The organism is Paracoccus sp. AK26, from assembly GCF_011801365.1.
Taxonomy (GTDB): domain Bacteria; phylum Pseudomonadota; class Alphaproteobacteria; order Rhodobacterales; family Rhodobacteraceae; genus Paracoccus; species Paracoccus aerius.
Window position 1 is genome coordinate 162,284 of the sequence record NZ_CP041044.1, and the last position, 26,930, is coordinate 189,213.

Here is a 26,930-nt window from a genome sequence, read left to right on the forward strand (position 1 = left end):
GCGTGACCGAAGCCCTCAAGAACCATACCTTCGCCAGCTTGCGGATCGGTGACGAAGCCTCGCTGACGCGCACGGTCGGGGTCAACGACATCTCGATGGTGGCGGCGCTGTCGGGTGATGTGAGCCCTTCCAGCCTTGAGCCGGTCTTCGCGGGCGCTTCGCGCGGCCACAGCGCGGCCCATGGCAGCTGGACGGCAGCGATGGTGGCGGCGGTTCTGGGCACGCGCCTGCCAGGGCCGGGGACGATCCAACTGGAGCAGAGCTTCCGTTTCCTGGTCCCCGCCATGCCCGGCGACACGGTGATCGCGACTGTCCGCGTGACGGAAAAGCACGACGCCGACCGGGTGGTGCGGCTGGAGGCCTTCTGCACCAACCAGCGGGAAGAGCGGGTGCTGGAAGGCTCCGCCACGGTCATTGCCCCCGAAACCGACATGACCCTGCCCGCCGTTCCTGCGCCGCAGGCCGTGCTGCTGCCCGCCAGCCGCTACACCCCCTTCATCGACGAAGCGCGATCCTTGCCCCCGATCCGCGCGGCCATCGTCCACCCCTGTTCGCGCGCTGCGATCCTGGGCGCGATCGAGGTTCGCGACGAGGGCCTGCTGGAGCCACTGCTGATCGGTCCCGAGGCCAGGATCCGCGCCGCAGCCGCCGAGGCAGGCGTGTCGCTTGATGGCATGGACATCGAAAGCACGGAACACAGCCATGCCGCAGCCGCGCGGGCCGTGGAACTGGCGGCCTCCCGTCGGGTCGAGGTTCTGGTCAAGGGCAGCCTGCATTCCGATGAACTGCTGGGCGCGGTGGTGGCGAGGGATTCCGGGCTGCGCACAGCGCGACGGATCAGCCACGCCTATGTCATGGACGTGCCCGCCTATGGCAAGCCGGTGATCGTGACGGACGCCGCGATCAACATCGCGCCCACCCTGGACCACAAACGCGATATCGCCCAGAACGCTATTGATCTGATGCACCTGCTGGGCGTGGACCAGCCGCGTCTGGCTGTTCTGGCCGCTGCGGAAACGGTCAATGCCGCCATGCCCGCCACCCTGGATGCCGCAGCCCTGACCGTGATGGCGGCACGCGGCCAGATCACCGGCGGGTTGGTCGATGGCCCGCTGGCCTTCGACAATGCCATCAGCCCCGAGGCGGCGCAGACCAAGGGCATCACGTCGGCTGTGGCGGGACAGGCCGACATCCTGCTGGTGCCCGATCTGGAGGCCGGGAACATGCTGGCCAAGCAGCTGATCTATTTCGCGGGCGCCACAGCCGCAGGCCTGGTCCTGGGCGCGCGGGTGCCGATCGTGCTGACCAGCAGGGCAGATCCCCTGTCCGCGCGCATCGCCTCGGCCGCGCTTGCCAAGCTGATCGTGACCCGCAACGCCGCCCAGGGGGTGCGGACATGACCGACACGATCCTGACCTTCAATGCCGGTTCCTCGACCGTGAAGCTGGGCACGCATGCGATTGCCGGCAACCGCAGCCGCCCCCTGGCCCGCGCCGTCATCGACTTTCGCGACGACCCGCTGGAGGTGCGGCTGACACGGGACGGGCAGCTGCTGACCCACCCGCTTGCAGGCGTGGACATCGGCGACATGACCGCGATCCTGGGCACGGCGCTTGACTGGATCGGAACGCAGGTGGACCTGTCGGCCCTTGCGGTGATCGGGCATCGGGTGGTCCATGGCGGCGACCTGTTCGCCGGTCCTGCCATCATCGACGACACGACCCTGGCGCAGATGGAGAGCCTGTCGCGGCTGGCTCCCCTGCACCAGCCCCAAAGCCTGCGCCTGATCCGCGCCGCGCGGGCGCTTTATCCCGATCTGACGCAGACCACATCCTTCGATACTGCTTTCCACGCCACGCATGATCCTCTCGCCCGGCGCCTTGCCATCCCCCGGGCGCTGCACGACCAAGGGATCCGCCGCTATGGTTTCCACGGGCTGTCCTATCGCCATATCGCGGATGCCCTGAGCAGGACCGACCTGCCTGCCGATGCCCGGGTGGTTGCAGCGCATCTGGGCAGCGGGGCCAGCCTTTGCGCCATGCAGGGCGGCATCAGCCGCGACAGTTCGATGGGTTTTTCAACGCTGGACGGCATCCCCATGGCGACCCGTTGCGGCGCCCTGGATCCGGGCGTGCTGCTGCATCTTCTGGGACCGATGGGCTGGACGCTGGATCGGGTGGAAAGGATGCTCTATCATGAAAGCGGGCTGTTGGGCGTGTCTGGCATCGACGCCGACAGCCGCGAGCTTCTGGACAGCGACCGCCCCGAGGCTGCCGAGGCGATCGGCCTGTTCTGCCTGCGCATCGCGGGCGAGGCCGCGCGCCTTGCCACGACCATGGGCGGAATAGACGCCTTGGTCTTCACCGCCGGCATCGGCGAACACCAGCCTCGCATCCGCGCAATGGTCGCCGAGCGTCTGGCTTGGCTCGGGCTGGTGCTGGACCATGCAGCGAACGCCGTCAATGCCGCCCGTATCAGCAGCACCGCCAGCCGCATCGCTGCATTCGTCATTCCCGCCGACGAGGAGCGCATAATCGCCGAGGAAGCCTTGGGCCTTCTCGGGAGCCACACTATCCTTTGACCTGGGACAAGGTGTGAACTGGCCCGTTGGGGTCACCTGAACATCCTGATGAACCTGAAAGGAACAAGCCATGACCGACATCCGCTTTGACTTCTCGGGCCGCACCGCGATCGTGACCGGCGCTGCCTCTGGGCTAGGGCGCGAGATTGCTCTGGAGCTTGGGGCCTCTGGCGCATTTGTCATCGTCAGCGACCTGAAGGACGAAGCCTGCCGTGCCGTGGTGGACGAAATCACGGCAGCCGGGGGCAAGTCCAAGGCCTTCGCCGCCGATGTCACCGATGAGGACGCCATGTGCGAGATGGCGTCGTTCGCGGAAAAGGACTGTGGCGGGCTGCACATGGCAGTGAACAACGCAGGCATCGGCGGTCCCTCGATGTCGACCGGCGACTATCCGTCCCAGGACTGGCGCCGTGTGATCGACATCAACCTGAACGGCGTTTTCTATGGGATGCGGTGGCAGATCCCCGCCATGCTGCGTGCGGGGGGCGGGTCCATCGTCAACATGTCCTCGATCCTGGGATCGGTGGGCTTTGCCAATTCAGCGCCCTATGTCGCGGCCAAGCACGGGATTCTGGGGCTGACCAAGACCGCCGCGATGGAATATGCGCAACAGGGCATCCGCGTGAATGCCGTGGGACCGGCCTTCATCAACACGCCCTTGTTGTCGGCCAATCTGTCGCCCGAGGTCATGGAAGGCTTGGCGGCCCTGCATCCGATGGGTCGCATCGGCAAACCGGCCGAGGTGTCGGCCCTGACCTGCTTCCTGCTGTCGAACCGCGCCAGCTTCATCACCGGCAGCTATCACCTGGTGGACGGCGGGTATACCGCGCCGTAGCCGATCACCTCACAGGCAAGCACAATCTGTCCGACAGGCGGCGGCCTGACACCGAGGACGTCAGCGCCGCCATGCGTCATATCGCACTGTTTGCCAATGAACCCTCGGCCATTTCCGTGCCCTTCAGTATCAACGGGTATTATGGAGCAGGCAGAAAGGGATGAACTATCGCCGCGGCACAGATGCCATCCAGCGAGTACGGCTATTATCCCGCCCCCGTTCCTTTCATCACATATTCGGGTAGTTCGGTCCGTCGCCGCCTTGCGGGGTGGTCCAGACGATGTTCTGGGAGGGGTCCTTGATGTCGCAGGTCTTGCAGTGGACGCAGTTCTGGAAGTTGATCACGAAGCGCGGGCCCGATGCGTCCTCGACCACCTCATAGACGCCGGCGGGGCAATAGCGCTGCGCGGGCTCGGCGTATTCGGGCAGGTTCACCCGGATCGGGATCGTGGGATCCTTCAGCCGCAGGTGGCAGGGCTGGCTTTCCTCGTGGTTGGTGAAGGAGAACGCCACATTGGTCAGCCGGTCGAAGCTGAGCTTGCCGTCGGGCCGGGGATAGTCGATGGGCTTGAACTTGGCGGCCTTGCCGGTGGCCTCGGCATCCGTCTTGCCATGCTTCCAGGTCCGCAGGATGTTGCGGCCCGTCAGCCCGGCCCCCCACATGTCCATGCCGCCCAGCACCAGCGACGGCCAAAGCCCATAGCGCGACCAGGCCGGCTTGACGTTGCGGACCTTCTTGAGGTCCTGGCCGATGGCGCCCGTGCGCACGGCCGTGTCGTAGTCGCTCAGCCGGTCGCCCTCGCGCCCCGCGGCAATCGCCGCCGCCGCGGCCTCGGCCGCCTCGATCCCCGAGATCATTGCATTGTGGTTGCCCTTGATGCGCGGCACGTTGACCATGCCCGCCGAACAGCCCAGCAGCACGCCGCCGTCAAACGACAGGTCCGGCAGCGACTGGTAGCCGCCTTCGGAGATCGCGCGGGCGCCATAGGAGATGCGCTTGCCGCCCTCCAGCAGCTCGGCCACCATCGGGTGGTGCTTGAAGCGCTGGAACTCCATGTAGGGATAGAGATACGGGTTCTCGTAGTTCAGGTGGACCACGAAGCCCACCATCACCAGGTTGTCCTCGTAGTGATAGATGAACGAGCCGCCGCCGGCGTTCTTGCCCAGGGGCCAGCCCATCGTGTGGACCACCCGGCCCTTCTGGAACCTCTCGGGGCTGACCTCCCAGATCTCCTTCATGCCCAGGCCGTATTTCTGCGGCTCGTGGCCGTCCGACAGGTTCAGGCGGTTGATGATCTCTTTCGCCAGAGACCCGCGCACGCCCTCGCCGATGAAGACATACTTGCCGTGCAGCTCCATGCCGGGCTCGTAATGGGGGCCAGGGGTGCCGTCGGATTGCAGCCCCATCTCGCCTGCGACCACGCCCTTCACGCGATCGCTGCCATCTTCGTTCTTGGCCCAAACAACCTGGCTTGCCGCCATGCCGGGGAAGATCTCCACGCCCAGTTCCTCAGCCTGTTCCGCGAGCCAGCGGCAGACGCTGCCCATGGAGACGATGAAGTTGCCGTGGTTGTTCATCAGCCGCGGCATCGGCCAGTTGGGCACCCGCACCTGGCCCCCCTCGCCCAGCACATAGAAGTTGTCGTCGGTGACGGCAGTCCTGACCGGGGCGCCCTTCTCGCGCCAGTCGGGGATCAGCCGGTCCAGCCCCACCGGGTCCAGCACCGCCCCCGACAGGATATGCGCGCCGACCTCGGACCCCTTCTCCAGGACCACCACCGACAGATCCGGGTCGATCTGCTTGAGCCGGATCGCCGCCGACAAACCCGATGGCCCCGCCCCCACGATCACGACGTCATACTCCATCGACTCGCGGGCGGGATGATTGGTGTCGGTCATGGCTGCTCTTCTTTCCCGTTCAGGACGTCCTGAAACGTCTCGATCAGTTTCTGCTTGAAAATTTTCCCATTGGGCGAAGTCGGCAACGCAGTCGCCACGATGATGCGCGACGGGCGTTTGTAGGCTGACAGCCGTTCGGCGGCATGGGCGCGCAGCTCGGCCTCGCAAAGGCGGCTGGGATCGTCGGTCTGGCAAAAGGCCAGAACCTCTTCGTTACCGCCCTCGATCCGGCGGCCGATCACCGCAGTCTGGATGACGCGGGGATGATCGTTCAGGGCCGCCTCGACCTCGGGCGGATAGACGTTGAAGCCGCCCCGGATGATCAATTCTCGCGCGCGCCCCGCCACGTGCAGGTTGCCCGCCGAGTCCAGCCGGCCCAGATCGCCGGTGCACAGGAACCCCTCGGGGTCGAAGGCGGCGGCGGTGGCTTCCGGGTTGCGGAAATAGCCGGGCATGACATGCGGGCCGCGGGTCTGGATCTCGCCCACGCCGTCGGCGCCCACGTCGCGCAGGCGCAGATCCACCCCCGGCAGAGCGGGGCCGACGCTGACATCAGGCACGCCGATCGGGTTGGTGGTCAGCGTCACGCCCGCCGTCGTTTCAGTCAGGCCATAGCCGTTCTGCAGCGGCACACCATAGAAATCTTCCGCACGCCGCTTCCAGTCGGGATCGAGCGGCGCCGCCCCAGACGATACATAGCGAAGCCGACCCGGCGGCAGGCGGTCGATGCCGCGCGCGGCGGCCTCCTCCATGATCAGCGCGTGCATCTGCGGAACCGCCGGCAGCACGCTGACGCCCGCCTGCAGCGCGTCCACCACCGCTCCGGCCGAAAAACGCGGGAACAGCCACAGTTGCGCGCCCGCAGCCATCGACGCGATCATCATCGAGGTCAGTCCAAAGACATGCGTGATCGGCAGCGCGCCCAGGATCAGGTCGTCCGACGCCATTTCCCGCATGCGGGCCGAGGTCTGGCCCCCGAACAGCAGGTTCCCATGCGACAGCATCACCCCCTTGGGCGTGCCTGTGGAACCCGTCGTGTACAGGATCACCGCAACCTGCGCTGCATCCGGCGATACAGGTTCCGGCGTCGCCTCGGACCGGGTCGCACTGATCGCAACCATGCCAAGCGGGGTTTCCCACGGGGTGGCATCCGCCGCGTCTCCATGGGCCCGCGCCTGGGGCGATACATTCGACAGATAGACTGTCAGACGCGGATCCGTGTGCTGGGCGATGCGCAGCAATTCCAGCCCGGTCATGCGCGCATTCACCGGGACCGCGACCGCATCCAGATGCGAGGCCGCCTGGATCATGCCGATCAGCGCTGCGCAGTTTTCGGCCACGATCAGCAGCCGGTCGCCCGCCCCTAGACCGCGGACCGCCAGGTCTCCGGCCAGTTGCAGGGTGATCCCTGCCAGTTGGGCATAGGTGAAGTTGCGACCGTCGTGGTCGCACAGCGCCGGAGCATCGGGCCGGGCGTCGGCCTGTGCCGCAAGCAGATGATGGATGCGCGTGGTGCTCATTGGTTGGTCTCCTCCTCCTGGACCCCGACCGGCCGACGGGGCGCGCCGCGTCCGAAGTCGGGCACGGTGCGGTCAAGCCGGGCCCTGATCCCGGCGGCGGCCTCGGGTGAGGCTAGGGCATCGGCCATCGCGTCCCGCTCGCGCTGCATCTGCGCGTCGAAATCGCCCGCATAGGCGTCGGCCAGCAGGCGCTTGATGGCGGCCTGTGCCCCGGCAGGGCCCCGTGCAAGGCGCGCGGCCAGCCGGGCGGCGTCGGCATGGGCCTGGCCCGGTGCGCACAGGTCGGTCACCACGCCCATCCCCGCCAGCACCGAGGCACCGACCGGATCCCCGGTCAGGCACAGGCGCGCGGCAAGCGACGCGGGAACCCGGCGTGCCAGCGATGCGGTCAGCCCCCCGTCCGGAACCAGCCCGACGCGGACATAGGCGGCGGCAAAGCTTGCGTCTTCGGCGGCCACCAGGAGGTCGCAGGCCAGCGCGATGGAAAAGCCAGCGCCTGCGGCTCCTCCTTCGACCGCGGCGATCACCGGACGGGAACAGGCACGGATGGCCCGAATGGTGGCGTGCAGATCCTCGATCCGCGTGCGGCGTTCTTCCCGGCTGAGTGCGGCGCGTTCGGCCAGGGCGTTGAGATCGCCCCCGGCGCAGAAATAGCCGCTCGCGCCGGTCAGCACGACCGCGCCAATACGGTCGTCCGCCGCTGCCTGATCCAGCGCCGCGCGCAGATCCGCATACATGGCGGGCGACAGAGCATTGCGGCGCTGCGGGTTGGACAGCGTGACCAGCATGTGATTGCCGCGGTCCTCGACCACGGCCCGGGCTTCGGCGGCCATCACGCGTCACCCGCCGTGGCGGGGACCCGCTTGAAGACGCCGCTGGCCGTCGCGATCAATGTGCCGTCCTCGTGGACCAGTTCGCCCGCCACGAACACCAGGCTGCGCCCGCCGCCGACGATGCGGCCGGTCGCAGTCACCTCGCCCGGCCGGCCTGCGCTGACGAAGTCGATGTTCAGCGAAATCGTCAGGAACGGCCGTCGCCCGCTGTCGTCCAGCGTCAGGCTGGCGGTGGCGCCGCAGGCATTATCCAGCAGCATCGCCGCGATGCCCCCGTGCAGCACGCCGTGCCGGTTGGTGTGCCGATCGTCCACCACCAATCGGCAGCGGGCGCGCCTGTCGGGCTGGCCCACGTCCAACACATAGCCGACCAGACGCTGCGCGCCGGTTTCGGCGACGATGATGCCCGGCGCGTGGGTCATGCCGCGCAGATCGCGATGAAGCGTTCCAGGTGATGGTCGCTGTCGCCGAAGCGGGCGTCAGCGGCCAGCAGGCGGCGGGCCATCGGGGCCAGTTCGTATTCCTCGGTCATGCCAATGCCGCCATGAAGCTGGATCGTTTCCTCGGCCACCAGGCGCGCGGTGCGGCCCACCAGCGACTTGGTCGCGGCGACATGGCGGTCCCGGTCGGGGCCGTCCAGGTTTCCGGCCAGGTTCCAGACGGCGGAACGGGCCTGCTCGACTTCGGTCAGCAGGTCGGCCATGCGGTGCTGGATCGCTTGGAACGACCCGATAGCGCGGCCGAACTGCTTGCGGGTCTTGAGGTAGTCGGTCGTCAGATCGACCGCCTTCTCCATCACCCCCAGGGCATCTGCGCACACCGCCAGGATCGCGGCGGCCATCGGACGGTGCAGCAGATCCGCATCGCCAATGCGGCGGGCGGACACGTCCTTCAGCGACACCTCGGCCGCGCGGCCGCCGTCCATAAGGGCATAGCCGCGCAGGCTCAGGCCCTCAGCACCCGCCTCGACCACGTAAAGGCCATCGCTCGCCCGCACGATCAGATGCGTCGCGTCCTCGGCGCCCTGGACCACCGATTTCTCGCCGGTCAACCGGCCATTGGCGGCGGTCGTGGCAATCGTGCCCTCATATCGCTGGCCGGGTTCGTCAAGCGCGACGGCGATGCGGGCCTCGCCCCCAACGGCGGCCTCGGCCAGATCGTTCTCTCCGGCGGCTGACAAGATGCCCGCGCCCAGGACTACGCTGTCTATCAGCGGTGTGACAGCACCGGCGCGGCCCAGGGTGCGGAACACCATCAGGATGTCCGGCCCGGTGCCGCCGAAGCCGCCTGCGTCTTCCGTCATCAGCGCGGCGCCCGCGCCCAGTTCGAACAGGGCGCTCGCATCAGTGCTACGTTCCAGCGTCCGGGCCAGGCTGTCGCCCAGCATGGTCTGTTCATCGGTAAAGCCAAAGTCCATCAGCCGATCCCCTTCAGAGGCCCAGCAGGGATTTCGCGATGATCCCCCGCTGGATTTCGTTCGAGCCGCCATAGATCGACAGCTTGCGGTTGTTCAGATAGGCACGCGTGGCGCCCGCAGCCTCGGGCGGGCCGGGCGGCAGGTCGTCGTTCGCGCCCTCCAGACCCTCGGACGGGAAGGCCAAGGCCCAGGGACCAACGGCGCGGCGCGTCAGATCGTTGATCGCCTGCCGGATCTGGGTGCCCTTCAGCTTCAGCATCGAGCTTTCGGCGCCAGGCACCTGTCCCGCCGCCGCTTGGGCCAGCAGACGCAGGTTGGTCGTGGCCATCGCCATCAGGTCGATCTCGACCCGTGCGACCTGCGCGGCGAACAGGGGGTTCTGCGAAAGCGGCTTGCCACCCGACATCTGGCCGCGCGCGATGCGCTTCAGCGCCGCAAGTCCGGCCGTCGCAAAGCCCACGCCCGCAATGTTGGTGCGTTCATGCGTCAGTAGATACTTGGCGTAGGTCCAGCCCTTGTTTTCCTCGCCCACCAGGTTCTCGGCAGGGACGCGGACGTCGTCGAAGAAGACTTCGTTCACCTCTGGGTTGCCGTCCAGAAGCACGATGGGCCGCACGGTGATGCCCGGCGACGTCAGGTCCACCAGCAGGAAGCTGATCCCTTCCTGCGCCTTGGCCGTGGGATCGGTCCTGACCAGGCAGAAAATCCAGTTGGCGTGCTGGCCCAGGGTGGTCCAGGTCTTCTGGCCATTGACGACGTAATGATCGCCGTCACGCACCGCCGTGGTCTTGACCGAGGCCAGATCCGACCCCGCGCCGGGTTCCGAATAGCCTTGGCACCACCAGTCCTGGCCGTTCAGGATGCGCGGCAGGAAGCGGTCCTGCTGTTCCTTGCTGCCGAACTTCTGCAACACGGGCCCCAGCATCGCGATCCCGAAGGGCAGGATGCGCGGTGCGTGGGCAAGTGCGCTTTCCTCCTCGAAGATGTGGCGCTGGATCGCGGTCCAGCCCGCCCCGCCGAAGTCGCGCGGCCAGTTGCCGGCCAGCCAGCCCTTCTCGTTCAGGATGGCATGCCATTCCTCGATTTCGGCCTTGGTCAGTTCCTGAAACAGGCGGACCTTTTCGGACAGCCGCTGCGGTAGCCGGTCTTGCAGGAACTGGCGGACCTCGGCGCGGAAGGCCTGGTCCTGGGGGGAAAAGCTCATGTCCATGTCGCGTATCCTTAGAAAATTTCAATCAGGCCGGCGGCACCCTGGCCACCGCCGATACACATGGTGACGACGCCCCACTTGGCGCCCCGCCGACGACCTTCCAGCAGGAGATGGCCCGCCGTTCGCGCGCCCGTCATTCCGAAGGGGTGGCCGATCGCAATGGAGCCGCCATTGACGTTATATTGTTCGGGGTCGATGCCCAGCCGGTCGCGGCAATACAGCGCCTGGCTGGCAAAGGCCTCGTTCAGCTCCCACAGGTCGATGTCCCCAACTGTCAGGCCCGCGCGTTCCAGAAGGCGCGGCACGGCAAAGACCGGGCCGATGCCCATTTCATCCGGTTCGCACCCGGCGATAGCAAAGCCGCGGAAGGCGCCCAGGGGAGTCAGACCCTCGCGCGCGGCCAGACCGCCGTCCATGACAATCAACGCCGCCGCCCCGTCCGACAGTTGCGAGGCATTGCCCGCGGTGACGAACTTGTCCTCTCCCTTGACCGGCTTCAGCGCCGACAGCCCTTCCAGCGTAGTCGAAGGGCGGTTGCATTCGTCCGCATCCAGCGTGAACTCCTCGTGCCGCGTCTCTCCGCTGGCCTTGTCGGTCACGGCGCGGGTTACCTGCATCGGCACGATCTCGTCCGCGAACAGCCCGGCAGCTTGTGCGGCCGCGATGCGCTGCTGGGACCGCAGCGCATATTCGTCCTGCGCAGCGCGGCTGACGCCATAGCGGGCGGCGACGTTGTCGGCCGTGTCGATCATCGGCAGATAGAGGTCGGGTTTGTGCGCCTCGATCCAGGCTTCGCGTGCGTGACGAGGGGGCGGCTGGACCAGGCTGATCGATTCAAGACCACCCGCCAGCACGGCCCGCGCGCCTTCCTGCCGGACCATATGGGCGGCCATGGCAAGCGCCTGCAGGCCGGACGCGCAGAAGCGGTTCACCGTGGTACCCGCCACGCTGACCGGCAGGCCCGCGCGGATCACGATCTGGCGGGCGATGTTGCCGCCGGTGACGTATTCGGGATAGCCGCAACCCCAGATGCTGTCCTCGATCAGCGCAGGATCGATGCCCGCACGCTCGATCGCGGCGGCCGCGACATGGCCCCCCATCGTGGCCCCATGCGTCAGGTTGAGGCTGCCGCGCGCGGCCTTGCCAATGCCCGTGCGGGCGGTTGAGACGATGACGGCATCTGTCATGCTGCATCCTTTCCGGTCTTTGATTTGGCCAGCGTCCCGCCTTCGGCGGCAAGCCGCGCCAACAAAGGTGAGAGCTGCCAGAAATAGGGGTCTTCTGCGGCGAACCGCGCGATATCGGCGGCAATCCGGTCCAGCCCGGTCGCGTCGGCCCAATGCATCGGCCCGCCTTTCCACCGGGGGAAGCCATAGCCGTGCAGCAACACCACGTCGATATCGGACGCCCGCGCGGCGATGCCTTCTTCCAGGAGCTTCGCGCCTTCATTCACCATGGCCGCCATGTAGCGGTCCTGGATCTCCTCGGTCGAGAAGTCTCGTGGGGTGATTCCCAGGCCGGTGCGGATGTCGGCCAGCATCCCGTCCATTTCCGGGTCGGGGCGGCCCTGTGGGCTGGCCTCGTCATAGATGTAATAACCGCGCCCGGTCTTGCGCCCCAGCCGGCCCAATTCCACCAGCCGGTCCGCAAAGATCGGCACGCGTTCACGCGGATCGCGCGTCGGCGCCTTGCGCTGCCGGGTGGCATAGCCGATGTCCAGCCCTGCCAGATCACCGACCTGATAGGGGCCCATCGGAAAGCCCAGGGCCACCACCGCCTGATCGACCTGATAGGGCGATGCGCCGTCCAGCACCAGGTGATCGGCGGCCGTGCGATAGGCTAGCATCATGCGGTTGCCGATAAAGCCGTCGCAGACCCCGGACCGCACGCCGAGCTTGCCCATCTTCTTGGCCAGGGCGAAGGCCGTCGCGGTCACATCGGGGGCGGTCTGGTCGGCCACCACGATCTCCAGCAGCCGCATGACATTGGCAGGCGAGAAGAAATGCAGGCCGATCACGTCCTGCGGCCGGGTCGTGGCGCCCGCGATCAGATCCACATCCAGATAAGACGTGTTGGTGGCCAGCACCGCGCCAGGCCGGCAGATGCGGTCCAGCGTGCGGAACACCTCCTGCTTGACCTCAAGGCTTTCGAAGACGGCCTCGATCACCAGATCGACCTGGGCCAGAGGGTCATAGGACGACACGGCGCGGAAAGCCTGCGACTGCATCCGGCTGGCGGCGTCCGCATCCAGCTTGCCGCGCTTGACCGCGCCCTCCAGCATCTTGCCGATACCCGCGGCGGCCTTGGCGGCAGAAGCCTCGTCGCGTTCCACCAGCGTGACGTCGAGTCCCGCCGTCAGGGCCGATGCAGCGATCCCCTGTCCCATCGTTCCGCCGCCGACAATGCCCACGCGTTGAACCGGACGGGGGGCTGCGCCCGCCAAGTCGTCCTGCTGCGCCGCGCGGCGTTCCGCAAAAAAGGCATGGATCAGCGCCGCGCGTTCGGGGGTCTGCATCAGGTCCAGAAAGGCTCGGCGTTCCTGCGCCATGCCCTTGTCGAAGGGAAGGGTCAGGCCGTTCACGATCGTGTCGAGGGCACGAAGGGGCGCGACCTGGCCGCGCGCGGATTTCGCAACCTTGGCGCGCCATGCGTCAATCATGTCTGCATCGACTTGGGGTGCAGGGATCTCGGACAGGCGGCGGTGGCCGACGCCATCGCTGAGCAGGCGGAGGGCGCCTGCCTCTCCGGCCGCGCGGGGGTCGGTGTCTTCGGCAAGAGCGTCGATCAGCCCCAGTTCAAGCGCCTTGCGCGCATCAACCTGGCGACCCGAGGTGATGAGGTCGATGGCGGCATCGGCCCCCACCAGGCGCGGCAGCCGCTGCGTGCCGCCGGCACCGGGCAGAAGGCCCAGCGTGACCTCGGGCAGGCCCATCCGCGTGCCGTGAAGCGCGACGCGGTAATGGGCGCCCAGGGCGACCTCCAACCCGCCGCCAAGGACGGTTCCATGAAGCGCCGCGACGATGGGCTTTTCCGAAGCCTCGATCAGGGCGACGACATCCGGCAGGAAGGGGGCCACCGGAGGCTTTCCGAATTCCGAGATGTCGGCCCCTGCAATGAAGGTCCGCCCCGCGCAGGACAGCACGGCAATCTGCGCGTCGTTGTCCTGGCCGAGCTGCGCCATGGCCGCGGCCAGCCCCTGCCGCACCGCCGCCGAAAGGGCGTTGACGGGTGGATTATCGATGTCGATGAAGGCGATCTGGCCTTCCCGGCGATAGCGGACGGGGGAGTGATCGGTCATGGTCATGTCTCGCTTCGGGTAAGGTGGGGGGCCTGTCCGGTCATCCGCTCCAGGCTGCGCACAGCCTCGGCCAGCCTGGGACCGATTTCGGACTGCATGCGCTCGGCGGTGGCGTCAGGCGGCAGGGCGCCGCAGGTGAAGACCACCGGTTCGGCTAGGTTGCTGGTGCGGAAGGGCACCGACACGGCGTTGTAGGCGGCCGGGATGCCGCTGCCCGCGGGCGTGAAGACAAAGCCGTTCCGGGCCATCTCGGCACAGGACTGGGACCGCGTCGCCAGAAGATCGTCTAGCACCTGCCGGTCGGCCATCTGCTCGACCGCGATCCGGTCGATCTCCTCGGTGGTGGCCGCGGCGATGAAGGCCCGCGCTGACGAGAATGGCTGCAGGGAAATCCGCTGGCCGACCTCAAGCCAGATCGACGCAATGTAACGCGGCCGCCAGGTGCGGATCAGGACCAGCTTGTCGCCGTCGCGCACCGCCAGCACCACAAGGGTGCCGGTTTCCTCGGCCAGGCGCTGCATCAGGTCATGCGCCGGGATCAGGAACGAAAGCGACGTCGCCGCGACATGACCGACCGCCACCAGCGTCGGACCCGGCCGGAACCGGTCGTCGCGGGGCGACTGGACCAGATAGCCCAGATGCCCCAGCGTGAAGGTCAGCCGCGACACCGTGGATTTGGGCAGGCCGGTCCTCTGCGCGATCTCGGCATTGCTCAGGCCGTCGTCGCCCACGCGAAAGGCGCGCAGCACAGACAGGCCCCGGGCCAGGGTCGTCGCAAAGCGGGGATCATGCAGGTCGGTCATCGGGCCTCACAAGCCGTTGGGGATCATCGTCGATATTGCCGGGACCAGCACCAGGATGGCCAGCACAACGATGTCCATCGCCAGGAAACGCGACACGCCCGCGAAAATCGTGTCGACCTTGATGCTGCGGTCGGTCACGTTGCCGATGACGAAGACATTCAGGCCCACAGGCGGGGTGATCAGCCCGATCTCCAGCAGCTTGACGACGATGACGCCGAACCAGATCAGGTCCATGCCCAGGTTGTCCACCATCGGGATGACGAAGGGCAGCGTCAGCACAATGATGCCGACCGGGTCCAGGAACATCCCCAGGAACAGATACAGCACGCAGATCGCGGCCATCAGTATCAGCGGCGACAGCCCGGCATCGGCCACCCATTGCGACACCATCCCGGCGGCCCCGGTCAGAGCGACGAAGGACACGAAGATCTTGGCGCAGGCCGCGATCAGGAAGATAGCCGAGGTCTGCACAAGGCTTTCGCGGATCGCGGTCCACATCGACCGCAGCGTCAGGGTGCGCTCGAAAAAGCCGATCAGGATGGTCAGGACGACGCTGATCGCCGCAGCCTCGGTCGCGGTGAACAGGCCGCCATAGATGCCGCCAATGATCACAGCGAACAGCATCGCGGCGGGCCAGGCCGAAATCGCGGCCTTCAGGCGCGCGCCCTTGGGCAGCGGGTTCGGATCGACGGGGGCGGCGCTTGGGTCGCGCGTGGTCCACCAGATCACCACCAGGACATAGCCCGCCAGTGTCAGCAGCCCAGGCAGGATGCCCGCAAGAAACAGCTTGCTGATCGAAGTTTCCGTGAAGATGCCGTACAGGATGAACAGCACCGACGGCGGGATCAGCGATCCCAGCGTGCCCCCCGCCGCGACCGAGGCCGTGGCGAGCTTGGGGTCGTAGCCCAGGCGCAGCATCTCGGGGACGCAAATGCGGCCCATGGTCGAGGCGCAGGCGATCGAGGAGCCAGAGATCGCCGAAAAGCCGGCGCAGCCCATCAGCGACGCGACGCTGACGCCGCCCGGCACGCTGCGCAGCCAGACATTTGCAGCGTCATAGATGCGCGTCGTGATGCCGGTGTAATAGGCGATGTTGCCCAGGGCCACGAACAGCGGGATCATCGACAGGTCATAAGAATGGATCAGCTCGAAGAAGCTGTTCACGACCATCGACGAGGTCGGATTGATCGCGCGTTCCGGCACAAAGGAACCGCTACGGAAGGCATAGATCAGGAAGGTGCCAACGGTGGCCACGCCCGCCAGCACGAAGGCGATCGGCACGCGCAGGGCCAGCATGACGATGACCAGGCCGAAGGCGACAAGTCCGATGGTGGAAGCATCCATCTCAGACAGACTCCTCTGTGGTGTGGCTGGCTTCGGTGACGGTCCCCGTCCTGCGCAATTCGGCGATGTCGGTCAGCGCGACCAGCACAAGACGGATCACCATCACGACGAGGCCCAACAGGAACACCAGCTTCATGGGCCAACGGGGGATGCCCAGAAGCCCGTCGTAGAACTCCCCGGAAGTCCAAGATCCGGACAGGTTGCGCCAGCTGGCATAGATCAGCGGCAGCATTGCCAGCAGCGCCACAAACCATCCCAGGATGATCAGTCGGCCGCGGGCGCCGGGCGACATGCGGTCACTTACGAAGGTAACGGCGATATGGGCGCGGTTGGCCGTCGCGGCAGCAAGCGGAAAGACAATGGTCGGTATCATCAGCTCGCGCACGATGATCACGATGTCGGGCACCCCCCAGCCGAAGAACTGTCGGCCGATCACGTTCGCCGTGATGACCAGCGCCAAGGCCAAGGCCGAGACGACGGCGAATTCAAGCATGATGCGTTCAATGGCCTTCATGGCCGCACCTCCCTGGTTGGGGTACGTGACAAGGCTGTCCGGATTTGGGGAAAGTTCAAATCAGGCAGGATGCCGGGGACACAGGCGCGACAGGCATGCCGGCCAGGCCGCGTCCCCGATTGGTCAGGACAACCGGTCAGTTGGCCGGTGCCGCCCAGGGATAGCCCTGTTCGTCGCGCTGCTTGGTATATTCGGCAATTAGCGCGGTGTATTCGTCGACCAGCGCGCGGCCATCCAGGCCGGCTGCGTCAGCACGCACGATCCATTCGTCGATATATTTCGTGCCCATGTCGACAAGCCGCGCGCGATCCTCGTCCGAGAGCTTCAGAACCGGGATCTGCTTGTCCTTCAGAATCTGGACCGACCGCTGGTTGGCGTCGGACAGGATACGGCCGAATTCGTCCGCCAGCCCTTCGCCCGCCGTCAGCAGAGCCTGCTGCTGTTCAGGGGGCAGCATGTCGAAGCTGTCCTTGTTCATCATGATGCCAAGGGCGCCGATCTGGCCGAAATCGATTTCGGTATAGCTGGTGAAGACCTCGTCGAACTTCAGCGCCTCAACCAGATAGGGATAGGTCTGCGTGCAATCGATCAGGCCGGTATCAAGCCCCTGGTAGGCCTCGTAGACGGACATGTCGACAGGGGTCGCGCCCAGGTCATGGAACACCTTGCCATAGGCGCCGACGCCACGGATCTTGACGCCCTTGACGTCGTCCAGCGTCTCGATGGTCTTGCCCTTGCAACCGACCTGCACGGCCGAGGTGGTATAGGTGCCGATATAGACAAGGTTCTGCTGCGCCAGGTTTTCGCGGATCTGCTCGTTCTCGCGCATCAGCTTGTCGGTGGCCTTCATCCCCACCCACGGATCGGGGTTCGGGATCGGAAGATCGGCCAAACCATAGGCGATCATATCCTGCGGAAAATAGACGCCAATGACCGAGCCCATGTCGGCCACGCCGTCACGCAGGGACTGGACCGCCGCCTTTTCCGAGAACAGCGCTCCGCCCCAATTCACGTCGATGGTCAGCTCGCCGTTGGTCTGCTCCGCGACCTGATCCACGAACCACTGGGTCGCTTCGGCACGGACGCCGCGGTTGGGTCCGGCCTCGCCATAGATCAGGGTGATCGCCCCAGCGGGCATGGCAGCCCCCAAAGCAAATCCAATCGTCAAACCTGCTGTCAGACAACGCATGTTGATTCTCCTCTCCTGTTCCATTCATTGACACACTGTTCCGAATAATGGAACCCTATTGTGTCGGATACGGGATTTCTCCACCATGCAGGCGCTTGTGAAACAGGAAGAACGCCATGATGCCCTGCCTGCCTTTTATGAACTTGCGGCGTGCTGATCCCCACGCAAGGACTGCGGGTACGGCAGCGCTGCCCCACGGGTGGGGGTGCATCGCTTGACCGGCGGCCGACTGAGAACCGTGATCTCGCAAACCTGCATCGTCATCGTAATCGCAGCGTCACTGGCGGGCATTTTTGTCAGCTCCCACATCATCGGGATTGCGGCCGGCATTGCCCTGGCGGTCTTTCTGGCCTTGTCATGGCGGCGGTTCACTGTTGCCACCTGGATCACCGTCAGTCTTTGCGCCGTGCTTCTTGCTTTAGCGCTGCTGCGCGGGATCGACCTGCACACGCTGTCCCGGGGCTTGGAACGTATGGGGTTCCTAGCGACGCTGCTGGCCCTGTTGGGGGCGTTGCGCGTGGTTGCCAGCGATGCGCCCGAGATTCTTCGCGCCGGTCGTTATCTGACTACGCGTCCGCCGGGGCGGCGCTATCTGGCAATGAACTTCGGCGGCCATGTCTTTGGGGTCCTGATCAACCTGGGCGGCATCGCCATCCTGCTGGAGATGACGCGCCGGTCGCTGGAGGAAACAAGTGGCCACCTGCCCGCCCACCTGCGCGAATGGCGTCTGCGCCGCATGACAACGGCGGTGCTGCGCGGATTTTCCCTAGCGCCTTTGTGGTCGCCCATCGGATTGGGTCTTAATGCGCTGCTTCTGGCAATGCCCGACCTGCGATATGGCGACGTGGCACCGGCGGGACTGGCCGCGGCCGTACTGTTCCTGGGCTGGGGCTGGTTCCTGGACTGGATAGGCGCGCCTCGCATTCCAGCCGGTCTGAAACCGGGTCCGAGCCCGCGAACTGCCGACTGGAGCGGCGTGGCGATCCTGGTCACCCATGTAGGATTGTTGGCAGGGCTTGTTTTCGTGATGCACGCCGGTACCGGATTGCAGTTCCAGCAGGCACTTCTAATCGCAGTGCCAGCCTATAGCCTGGCTTGGGCGGCATGGCTGGGCCACCGTGGCGGAACCGGGGCAATGACTCAGGCGCGACACGCCGCCACCGGGACGATCCGCCGCTTTCCGCTGGCTGCGGCCGAGATCGGCGTCTTCGCCTCGGCCGGCCTGCTGTCCGTCCTAGTGCTGGAACTACTGCCGATTGACCAAGTCCAGGCCGCAGTCGCCTCGATGATCGGAGCGCCCTGGCAGATGATCACTCTGCTGAACCTGTCCATGTTCGGGCTGGCGGCAGTGGGGATCAACCCTATCATTACAGCATCGGTGATGGGCAGCTTGGTAACGCAGCTTGACATCCCCGGCCTTAGCGATGCCGCCGCCGCGCTAAGCTTGGCTGGCACCTGGGGCTGCGTCATGGGCTTTACCCCCCTGATTACCACGGTGGTTTATGCCGGCGCCCTAATTGGACGCACGCCTTCTGTCGTCGGGCTCCGTTGGAATGGGCTATACTGCCTGTCCTCACTGGCCCTGTGGACCGTTGGGGTGGGGATCGTGGTAGAACTAGCGATGTTATAATACATCGGCTCTGATGATGCGACCGCTCCCCTTTTTGTGGATCCTCGCAGACCCATCCTGGCACATCAGATGCCGTCGGGGGGCGGTCACATCATCAGAGCCTGGGTGTTGCTCTGCGGACCTAGCGGCCCTTGGCCACCGCAGCGAAAACCCCCTCGGCCGCCTAGAAATCCAGCGGGCGTTGGCACCCGAGGCGGGCGGCGCGGCGACATTTTGCGCAATACGATCCTTCTAACCGCGACTGTCACCTTTTGCGTTTGTTCTATGAGAAGTAGCCGTGGTTAACATATGTTTATGTCATCAAGCTGTGTTTCACACCCGGCAAGATCGTCACTGGACAATTGCGCCAGAAATCGGCGCCTGAAGAGGGATAAGAAGAACCCATGTCTCAGAGTACAGGGTCCATGTTCCTCATCGTTGCAAGACCGGCGAGGCTTCACCCCTTTTCCGCGTCACCCGCATACTGGTCGACGGCTCCCGCCATCTGCAGCATCAGGGTTTCCATCGAGATCGAGTTCTCGCTATACGGATAGAAAACGGACCTGTCACCGGCCTGCCATCTCTGCCGCAGATCGGGTTGGGTAATGTCCCAGTCCTTGTATGTTCGCTGCCCTAGGTCGCGCAGGTCGGCATGAAGCTCGGCCATCGCGGGGCGTCCCCAGTAATAGTAGCCGTTGTAGACCTTGAACACCTCGAGCCCGCGGCCCAGCACAATGGTGTGCGGGATCATCACGTCGTGGGACGTGTCAGTGTACTCCTTGATATCGAGATCCTTCTGCACCACCCGCTCCTCGTCATAAAGGAACGGCCAGGGCGCCGAGGTCTGCTGGCGATAGTTGTTGGTCGTGTGCCAATCGTCGGTGGTGATGGTAACCAGTTGCGTATAGCCGACCACAAACTGCGGATGAAACCGCACCAGCTCCAGCATGTGCTGGCGATCCTTGGGGCAGAAGAAGCCACGGGTCAGGACCACGATCATCAGCTGGTCGCCTTGCAGGTCGGAGAGGCGGCGCCGGGTTTTGGTATGGTCCGCCAGGACATAGTCGGGAAACCTTGCCCCGGGAATGATATCTGGGCTCATGGCAGCATCCTCTGATCGGTGGAAGCATTCTCAACCAGCCTGCTGTCTAAACGTTCCTGCTGACCTGCGGCGGACCGACCTCACTCCGGCAATCGATAGGCGATGATGTAATCGCCGATGGGTGTTTCCATGAAATGATGGCCGGTCGCTGCGATCAGGACATATTGCTGGCCGTCCACCTCGTAGGAGATCGGGTTGGCCTGTCCGCCTGCGGGCAACACATCCTGCCAGACAGTCTCGCCCGTCTCGATGTCGATGGCGCGGAACAGGTTATCGGTCGCGGCCGCGATGAAGACCAGCCCTCCTGCCGTGACGACCGAGCCGCCGTTGTTGGGCGTGCCGATCTTCATGGGCAGCATGGACGGGATGCCGAAGGGACCGTTGCGCCGCGCGGTCCCGATAGGCGTGTCCCAGATCGTCTCGCCGGTGTTCAGGTCTATGGCGCGGATCCCGCCATATGGTGGACGGGTGCAGGGCACGCCGGTGACGTCGTTGCGCCAGCCCGCGTTCACGTCGATCGCATAGGGTGCGCCCGCCTGGGGATCGCCCGCGCCCTCGGCCCCTCCCACATCCGCGTTCTCGCCGGCTTCGCTGCCCTGCGGCTGCTCGTTGATCGGGCGCAGGCCCAATTCATTGGCCTCCTCGCGCGGGATCAGCCGGTTGTAGTTTGGCACGTCGTTGTAGTTGGCCACAATGATGTTACGATCGGTATCGACCGCGACCGATCCCCAGTCCGACCCGCCATTGTAGCCCGGATACTGGATCCAGCGCTGATCGGCGGTCGGCGGCGTGTAGAAGCCCTTGTAGCTGGCGCGGCGGAACTGGATGCGACACCACAGCTGGTCGATGGGCGTGAAGCCCCACATGTCCTTTTCCAACAGCTCGTCCTTGCGCAGGGTATGCCATTCGGACGTTGGTTGCACATCCGAGATGTAGTCAGGCTCGACGCTGGGTTCCTGCGGCGTTTCGATTTCGCCGACCGGGGTCAGCGGCTCGCCCGTGGCGCGGTCAAGGATGTAGATGTCGCCCTGCTTGGACGGCAGCAGGATCGCGGGCGTGGTTTCGCCCCCGCCCGTGGGGAAGTCCAGCAAAGTTGCCTGACTCCCAAGGTCATAGTCCCAGACATCATGATAGACGGTCTGAAAATCCCAGATCGGCTCGCCCGTCAGCGCATTCAGCGCGACAAGGCCGGTCGCCCATTGGTTTTCCAACTCTGAGCGGTTGGATCCATAGTAATCCACCGAGGAATTGCCCATCGGCAGATAGACAAGGCCAAGCTCCTCGTCCCCGGTGGCGGTGGTCCACATGTTGGGCGTGCCGCGGGTATAGGTCTCGCCTTCGGGCGGCTGGCCGTTTTCGCCGGGCCTGCCCAGATCCCAGGCCCAGATGAACTCGCCCGTGACCGCGTCAAAGCCGCGGATGACACCGGAGGGCGCATCTTCGGCTTGCCCGTCCTTGACCTGCGCGCCCGTGACGACGACGCCACGCACGACGGCGGGCGGCGCGGTGACGGCGTACCAGCCGGGCACCCTTTCGCCGATATTCTGCCACAGGTCCACCTGCCCGCCTTCGCCGAAATCGGCGCAAGGCTGGCCCGTGCGCAGGTCGACCGCGATCAGCCGGGCGTCGAGAGTGCCTTCAATCACGCGGGTCTTGCATTGCGCGTCGTCGGGCAGGTCAGGTGCTGTATAGGCCGAGACGCCTCTGCAGGAGGCTGAATAGGGAATGGCCTCGTTGCTGACCAGAGGGTCGTAGCGCCAGTTCTCCTCACCTGTGGCGGCATCAATTGAGATCAGAATGTTCTTGGCTGAACACATCACCAGCTGGTCGCCGATCTTCAGGGGCGTGGTCTCGGCCGCATACTTGCCTTCGGCGCTGCCGGTCGGCATGTCGCCGGTGCGATAGACAAAGGCGCGTTCCAGCTGATCCACATTCTCGCGCGTGATCTGGTCCAGGGGTGTGTATCGCGTCGCTTGCGCATCACCGCCCCAGAAGGGCCAATCGGCGCCGATCTTAGGTTGCGGCCGGGGGGCTCGATCAGCCTGATCCGTAGGCTCGGTCGCCCCTGCTTCGGCAGTCTCTTCGCCGTTGGGCGTGGCAGCAGCGGGGCTTTCCAAGGCAGGGCTGTCGGGCGCAGATGTTTCGCCGGGAGCCTGAGCGGGAGTAGCAGGCTGGCCCGTGGGCTGAGTGGAAGGTTCAGGCGCAGGAGGCGTTTGCGACAAGGCAGGGGCCGTTGATGCCATCAGGATCGCGATGGCCGAGGCGGAAAGGAGAAGATTGTTCATGGCGATGTCTCAACGTTTGCGGCGGTTGCCCAGGGCGATGGCAGTGGGCAAGATCAGGACCAGAACGACGGTCGGGGCGACAAGGCGCGGGACCTGCGCCCACCAGTCGGTGCCGACCTCCCAGAAAGCCCAGATCACCGTGGCGAGCCAGATTAGCCCGTAAACAGGCAGCGCGTCGTGAGTATTGGTGACCAGCAGCCAGGCTGTCACCAGCAGACCGGCACCCGCGAGGGCGTAATACCAACTGCCGCCCAGGAAGATTAGCCAGACGCCGCCAGCAAACAGCGCCAGTCCGAACAGCGCCAGCACGATGGCAAGGATGATTGCAAAGATCCACCAGCCGCCGCCGCGCAGGTGGTCCGACCTGCGCGAACGCAAACTATCGGCATGAAAATTGGACATGATTGCTCCTTCCGAGTTGTCGGGCCCTGCTGTGGCAAGGGGCTGGTGACACGGATCCCAACCCGGAGAGCAGGACAGTGTTCCGACTGACTTAGGTGCGCATCTGATCTTTCGAGTGGCCGAACTCTGCCTCTTTTGTGATGCGGCGGCTGGATAGCGGACGAGATAACGGTGTGTCGTAGGGCACACACCCGGGCGCAAAGTCGAAATCAGTCATTCATTGATGACACCAGACAACGCATCGTTTGGTGAATGTGGCGCGAACTGGGAACATTCCGTTCTCTTTGCAAGTTGGCTGCTGATCTACGGCTTGAAAGCAATCAGCGAACGCACGGGGATCAGCACAAGTGCCTCGTGAGAGCCTTCATGATGCCAGGTAACGTTCCACATGATTGAACGCTTGGCGATTCAAGAAAAGAGAAATCGTCTTGACCCAAGATCCCGATGTTCCCCTTGATCCTGAAACGCCCGATGCGATCCCCGCGCCCGAAGGTGCGACCCAGGTTATCGAAACTGATTACGAGATCGGGCAAGACAACATCAACTACCGCCGACGGTTCGTGTTCGAACTGGACATCCACAACGTCGTCTTCAGCGTTTCGGCCATCGGGGTGGTCGCCTTTACGCTGCTGACGCTGATGTTCCAGAACACGCTTGACCCGCTGTTCGTCGGGACTAGGGATTTCCTGACATCCCGCCTCGACTGGTTCTTCATCAGCGCCGCGAATGTCTTCGTGCTGCTTTACATCGCGCTGATCGTGCTGCCGCTGGGCCGCATCAGGCTTGGCGGACCCGACGCGACGCCCGATTACAGCTACAGATCCTGGTTCTCGATGCTGTTTGCGGCAGGCATGGGCATCGGACTGATGTTCTATGGCGTGGCCGAACCCTTGGGCAATTTCACCGCCGCGTTCGACGGCCCCGTCGTCGGGCAGGACGGGCTGCGCACCGACTGGGCGCCCCTGGACGGGGCGCCGGGCGATGCGGAAGGCGCGCGTCGGCTTGCCATGGCCGCAACCATCTTCCACTGGGCGCTTCATCCATGGGCCATCTATGCCATTGTCGCGCTGTCGCTGGCGCTCTTCTCCTTCAACAAGGGCCTGCCCATGACCCTGCGGTCGATCTTCTATCCGATCTTCGGTGAGCGCGTCTGGGGTTGGCCGGGCCATCTGATCGACATCCTGGCCGTGTTCGCCACGCTTTTCGGGCTTTCGACCTCTCTCGGCTTCGGCGCGCAACAGGCAAGCGCGGGGCTGAACTTCCTGTTCGGGCTGCCCGCGACCACGGGCGCGATGATCTTCCTGATCATCATCATCACCGGGATCGCAATAGCTTCGGTCGTGGCCGGGATGGAGAAGGGCGTCAAGCTTTTGTCCGAGATCAACATGGTCTTGGCCTTCCTGCTGCTGGTCTTCATTATCGCGGTGGGTCCGACGCTGCAGATTACCACGGGCTTCTTCAAGAACTTGCTGGCCTACGGCGAATATCTGCCGGCACTCTCCAATCCCATCGGCCGCGATGATGACAACTTCCGGCAGGGCTGGACCGCCTTCTACTGGGCCTGGTGGATTCAGCTGGTCGCCCTTCGTGGGCATGTTCATCGCCCGTGTCAGCCGTGGCCGTACGGTGCGCGAGTTCCTGGTCGCGGTGCTGCTGATCCCGTCGCTTGTCTCGACCTTGTGGATGACGGCGCTTGGCGGAACGGCGATCAGTCAGGTAGTGAACCAGGGGCTGACCTCGGTCCAGGACGCGGCGCTGGAGCTTCGTCTGTTCGAGATGCTGGCGCATTTGCCGCTGATGGCGATCACCTCGCTGATCGGCATCGTGCTGGTGATCGTGTTCTTCGTCACCTCGTCGGACTCCGGCTCTCTGGTGATCGACACGATCAGCGCCGGCGGCAAGATCAACGCCCCCGTCCCGCAGCGCGTCTTCTGGGCGACCTTCGAGGGCCTTGTCGCCATCGCGCTGATGCTGGGCGGCGGGCTTGCGGCGCTGCAGGCCATGGCCGTCTCAACCGGGTTTCCCTTTACAATCGTGTTGCTGGGTGCGTGCTTCGCACTTGTGAGAGGACTGAGGGCTGAGGGCTGAGCCGCAGTAGCGCTTTCAATCTTGCAGCCTCGTAACGACCATAGCCGCTGTTCTTTTTATATTTGCGGATTACCCAAACAACAAGAAGGGGGTCATCTCAGCGACGACGAAGAGGACTTTTCAGCTGTAACGGCGAAGGGCAGCTAAGCGGCCCGGCGATGCCTCAAATGAAGCCGTGGTGCCTTTCGGAACGAGGATTCACTGCTCTAATAGGCAGCGCAGCAATTGTGTTCAGTCCCCCTATCCTTTTCATCGGGAGCAGCGATTGCGGGCATCTTGTGTCATAAGCGTTCACAAACGACCGTTTCCTCCTAGCATACGTATGTGTATAGACGCCCCACAAGCAGCGCATCCCGGAGCCCTTCCATGCCCCTGATCGGCGATGCCCGCGTTTCAACCGGCGAGCAGACCCTTGATCCGCAACTGATGGAGCTGCGCAAGGCAGGCTGCGAGTTGATCCACGAGGAGCATGCCTCGGGCGCCGACCGCACCCGCCCTGCCCTGGCGCGGCTCCTGGCCCGGATCGGGCCCGGCACACGCTGGTGGTGGTGCGCCTTGACCGGCTGGCCCGCTCGCTGGTCCACCTGCTGCAGGTGATCGAGGCGCTGGAGGACAAGGGGGCGCATTTCCGCTCGCTGGGCGATCCCATCGACACGGCCACGCCGCAGGGCCGCTTTTCCTTGCAGGTGATGGGGGCGGTGGCGGAACTGGAGCGGGCGCTGATCCGCGAGCGGACCCGGGCGGGGCTGCGGGCCGCGCGCGAGCAGGGGCCCATCGGCGGCAATCCGGCGCTGCGCGCGGGCGACCGCGAGGCGCTCCGCAAGCTGCGGGCAGCGCGCGACGAAAGCTACTTCCGCAAGCTCGGGGCCGGGGCCGAGGCCTTGGCTACCCCTCTTGGCTACCCCTGGTGCGGCGCCACCGCCCGGAGATGGCCTAGGAGGACCTGGTGCGGCTGGTTGGGGCCCACACCGGTCAGGGCTGGACATGCAAGCGCCTCAAGCGCACTGCCCGCTGCTGCGCTGGAGCGCGCGCCGCGGCGCGATGCCGATGACCGGCTGCTGGCGATCGTCGCCGGCATGCGCCATGCTGATCCCGAGCTGACGCTGGCGGGCATCGCCAGCAGGCTGGAGCAGATGCGCGAAAGCACGCCCAAGGGGAATGCAAAGTGGTTTCCGTCCACCGTCCGGCTGCTGCAGCGAGCCGAAAAGAAGGGGATGATCATGGGCGCAGGAGAGGGATAGAAGGACAGCCCCTGCCCTTCCACCTTGACGCAGGTAGCACCTGGTCATACTCTTCTTTCACAAGGAGATTGCCATGACTGTTAAATCTTCGATTTCCCTCAGCGCTGAGCAGCATGCCTTTGCACGTGCGCAGGTCAGGCAAGGCAGGTTTCCCTCTGTCAGCGCCGTTGTGCAGCACGGCCTGGAATTGCTGCGCGAGAAGTCTGAAGGCGAAATGGCGGACCGGGCGGCGTTGAAGGCCTTGCTGGAGGAACGGGCCGGGGGCGCTTTCGTCGATGTGGCAACGATGCGCAGTCGCCTTGAGGACATGACAAGAGCACGCCGCCGCACGGATCGTAATGCGGATTGAGTTCGCAGCCGAAGCCGAGCGCGATTTTCTTCTGATCTTCGACCATCTCGTCGACAGCTATATGGCGTTCGGCGAAAGCCGAACCGAGGCGCTGGAACGCGCGGAAGCCAGACTGGCCGGTATTCTTGAAGATGCGACCCGCATTGCGACAGCTCCGCGGCGCGGAAGCCGGCATGATGATCTGATCCCAGGCTTGCGGCAGCTGACGCTGGGCAGTGCGACCTTCTGGTTCACGGTGGACGATCCGAGCGACTCGGTGCGTGTTCTGGCTGTCTTCTTCGGGGCGCAGGATCAGCATCGGCGGATGTTGATCCGCTTGCTGGGACAGGAATAGCAGGCACCCTGCCAGTCATGCAGAGGCCTTGGGATTCTGCTTGCCAAGGATAACGATTCTCCGACATAGTCACGAAA

Annotated in this window: 22 protein-coding genes and 2 pseudogenes; 8 read left to right on the top strand and 16 right to left on the bottom strand. The window is 65.1% G+C overall.

Annotated elements, in window-relative coordinates; all coding sequences use genetic code 11:
* The first annotated feature begins 2 nt into the window (after positions 1-2).
* From FIU66_RS15720 to FIU66_RS15730, 3 genes are all read left to right on the top strand, one after another.
* Positions 3-1,400 (top strand): bifunctional enoyl-CoA hydratase/phosphate acetyltransferase, encoded by a 1,398-nt coding sequence (locus tag FIU66_RS15720; protein WP_167623843.1) that lies wholly within the window; start codon positions 3-5, stop codon positions 1,398-1,400.
* The gene (locus FIU66_RS15725; protein ID WP_167623844.1) at positions 1,397-2,581 is read left to right on the top strand and encodes an acetate/propionate family kinase; all 1,185 of its coding nucleotides are present in this window, start codon (positions 1,397-1,399) and stop codon (positions 2,579-2,581) included. Before FIU66_RS15720 ends, FIU66_RS15725 begins: the two co-directional genes overlap by 4 nt.
* A gap of 79 nt (positions 2,582-2,660) precedes the next feature.
* Positions 2,661-3,416, top strand: coding sequence for an SDR family NAD(P)-dependent oxidoreductase (locus FIU66_RS15730; RefSeq protein ID WP_370528974.1), 756 nt, complete (start codon positions 2,661-2,663; stop codon positions 3,414-3,416).
* A 228-nt stretch (positions 3,417-3,644) separates the two neighbouring features.
* Here FIU66_RS15730 and FIU66_RS15735 read toward each other — a convergent pair whose 3' ends face one another.
* From FIU66_RS15735 to FIU66_RS15790, 12 genes are all read right to left on the bottom strand, one after another.
* Complete coding sequence (locus FIU66_RS15735; protein ID WP_167623846.1) at positions 3,645-5,315, bottom strand: electron transfer flavoprotein-ubiquinone oxidoreductase; 1,671 nt, start codon at positions 5,313-5,315, stop codon at positions 3,645-3,647.
* Positions 5,312-6,835: a class I adenylate-forming enzyme family protein gene (locus FIU66_RS15740; RefSeq protein ID WP_167623847.1), complete on the bottom strand. Its 1,524-nt coding sequence runs from the start codon at positions 6,833-6,835 to the stop codon at positions 5,312-5,314. The genes FIU66_RS15735 and FIU66_RS15740 overlap by 4 nt, the downstream gene beginning before the upstream one ends.
* Entirely contained in the window at positions 6,832-7,668 is an 837-nt protein-coding gene (locus FIU66_RS15745; protein WP_167623848.1) for an oxepin-CoA hydrolase, alternative type, read from the bottom strand. The genes FIU66_RS15740 and FIU66_RS15745 overlap by 4 nt, the downstream gene beginning before the upstream one ends.
* Positions 7,668-8,090: a PaaI family thioesterase gene (locus tag FIU66_RS15750; RefSeq protein ID WP_167623849.1), complete on the bottom strand. Its 423-nt coding sequence runs from the start codon at positions 8,088-8,090 to the stop codon at positions 7,668-7,670. Before FIU66_RS15750 ends, FIU66_RS15745 begins: the two co-directional genes overlap by 1 nt.
* The gene (locus FIU66_RS15755; protein ID WP_167623850.1) at positions 8,087-9,085 is read right to left on the bottom strand and encodes an acyl-CoA dehydrogenase family protein; all 999 of its coding nucleotides are present in this window, start codon (positions 9,083-9,085) and stop codon (positions 8,087-8,089) included. The genes FIU66_RS15750 and FIU66_RS15755 overlap by 4 nt, the downstream gene beginning before the upstream one ends.
* Positions 9,086-9,098: 13 nt before the next feature.
* Positions 9,099-10,295 carry an acyl-CoA dehydrogenase family protein gene (locus FIU66_RS15760; protein WP_167623851.1) on the bottom strand — a complete coding sequence of 399 codons (1,197 nt, stop codon included), beginning with the start codon at positions 10,293-10,295 and terminating at the stop codon, positions 9,099-9,101.
* A gap of 11 nt (positions 10,296-10,306) precedes the next feature.
* Positions 10,307-11,482: an acetyl-CoA C-acyltransferase gene (locus FIU66_RS15765; protein WP_167623852.1), complete on the bottom strand. Its 1,176-nt coding sequence runs from the start codon at positions 11,480-11,482 to the stop codon at positions 10,307-10,309.
* Complete coding sequence (locus FIU66_RS15770) at positions 11,479-13,593, bottom strand: 3-hydroxyacyl-CoA dehydrogenase NAD-binding domain-containing protein (protein ID WP_167623853.1); 2,115 nt, start codon at positions 13,591-13,593, stop codon at positions 11,479-11,481. The genes FIU66_RS15765 and FIU66_RS15770 overlap by 4 nt, the downstream gene beginning before the upstream one ends.
* 2 nt (positions 13,594-13,595) lie before the next feature.
* The gene (locus FIU66_RS15775; RefSeq protein ID WP_167623854.1) at positions 13,596-14,396 is read right to left on the bottom strand and encodes an IclR family transcriptional regulator; all 801 of its coding nucleotides are present in this window, start codon (positions 14,394-14,396) and stop codon (positions 13,596-13,598) included.
* Positions 14,397-14,402: 6 nt separating this feature from the next.
* Positions 14,403-15,740, bottom strand: a complete 1,338-nt coding sequence (locus FIU66_RS15780) for a TRAP transporter large permease (protein ID WP_167623855.1) — start codon at positions 15,738-15,740, stop codon at positions 14,403-14,405.
* Position 15,741: 1 nt separating this feature from the next.
* Complete coding sequence (locus FIU66_RS15785) at positions 15,742-16,233, bottom strand: TRAP transporter small permease (protein ID WP_210254100.1); 492 nt, start codon at positions 16,231-16,233, stop codon at positions 15,742-15,744.
* A 157-nt stretch (positions 16,234-16,390) separates the two neighbouring features.
* Complete coding sequence (locus tag FIU66_RS15790) at positions 16,391-17,392, bottom strand: C4-dicarboxylate TRAP transporter substrate-binding protein (RefSeq protein WP_240544800.1); 1,002 nt, start codon at positions 17,390-17,392, stop codon at positions 16,391-16,393.
* A 289-nt stretch (positions 17,393-17,681) separates the two neighbouring features.
* Between FIU66_RS15790 and FIU66_RS15795 the strand changes: the two genes are divergently transcribed.
* Positions 17,682-19,073 carry a hypothetical protein gene (locus FIU66_RS15795; RefSeq protein ID WP_167623858.1) on the top strand — a complete coding sequence of 464 codons (1,392 nt, stop codon included), beginning with the start codon at positions 17,682-17,684 and terminating at the stop codon, positions 19,071-19,073.
* Positions 19,074-19,509: 436 nt separating this feature from the next.
* On the opposite strand, the gene FIU66_RS15800 is transcribed toward FIU66_RS15795, so the two are convergent.
* The 4 genes from FIU66_RS15800 to FIU66_RS18285 all read right to left on the bottom strand — a co-directional run bounded on the left by FIU66_RS15800 (position 19,510) and on the right by FIU66_RS18285 (position 23,058).
* On the bottom strand, positions 19,510-20,154 hold the full coding sequence (locus tag FIU66_RS15800; RefSeq protein WP_201281140.1) for a redoxin domain-containing protein: 645 nt from the start codon (positions 20,152-20,154) through the stop codon (positions 19,510-19,512).
* A gap of 80 nt (positions 20,155-20,234) precedes the next feature.
* Positions 20,235-22,439: a pyrroloquinoline quinone-dependent dehydrogenase gene (locus FIU66_RS15805; RefSeq protein ID WP_167623859.1), complete on the bottom strand. Its 2,205-nt coding sequence runs from the start codon at positions 22,437-22,439 to the stop codon at positions 20,235-20,237.
* Between the two features lie 9 nt (positions 22,440-22,448).
* Positions 22,449-22,841: a glucose dehydrogenase gene (locus FIU66_RS15810; protein WP_240544801.1), complete on the bottom strand. Its 393-nt coding sequence runs from the start codon at positions 22,839-22,841 to the stop codon at positions 22,449-22,451.
* 91 nt (positions 22,842-22,932) lie between these two features.
* The gene (locus FIU66_RS18285; protein ID WP_255432414.1) at positions 22,933-23,058 is read right to left on the bottom strand and encodes a hypothetical protein; all 126 of its coding nucleotides are present in this window, start codon (positions 23,056-23,058) and stop codon (positions 22,933-22,935) included.
* Positions 23,059-23,269: 211 nt separating this feature from the next.
* Between FIU66_RS18285 and FIU66_RS15815 the strand changes: the two are divergent.
* The 4 genes and pseudogenes from FIU66_RS15815 (at position 23,270) to FIU66_RS15830 (ending at position 26,853) form a co-directional block, all read left to right on the top strand.
* Positions 23,270-24,929: pseudogene (locus tag FIU66_RS15815) on the top strand (BCCT family transporter).
* Between the two features lie 426 nt (positions 24,930-25,355).
* Positions 25,356-26,170, top strand: a pseudogene (locus FIU66_RS15820) (recombinase family protein).
* 73 nt (positions 26,171-26,243) lie between these two features.
* The gene (locus FIU66_RS15825) at positions 26,244-26,519 is read left to right on the top strand and encodes a type II toxin-antitoxin system ParD family antitoxin (RefSeq protein ID WP_167623860.1); all 276 of its coding nucleotides are present in this window, start codon (positions 26,244-26,246) and stop codon (positions 26,517-26,519) included.
* Positions 26,509-26,853: a type II toxin-antitoxin system RelE/ParE family toxin gene (locus FIU66_RS15830; RefSeq protein WP_167623861.1), complete on the top strand. Its 345-nt coding sequence runs from the start codon at positions 26,509-26,511 to the stop codon at positions 26,851-26,853. The genes FIU66_RS15825 and FIU66_RS15830 overlap by 11 nt, the downstream gene beginning before the upstream one ends.
* Positions 26,854-26,930: the final 77 nt, after the last annotated feature.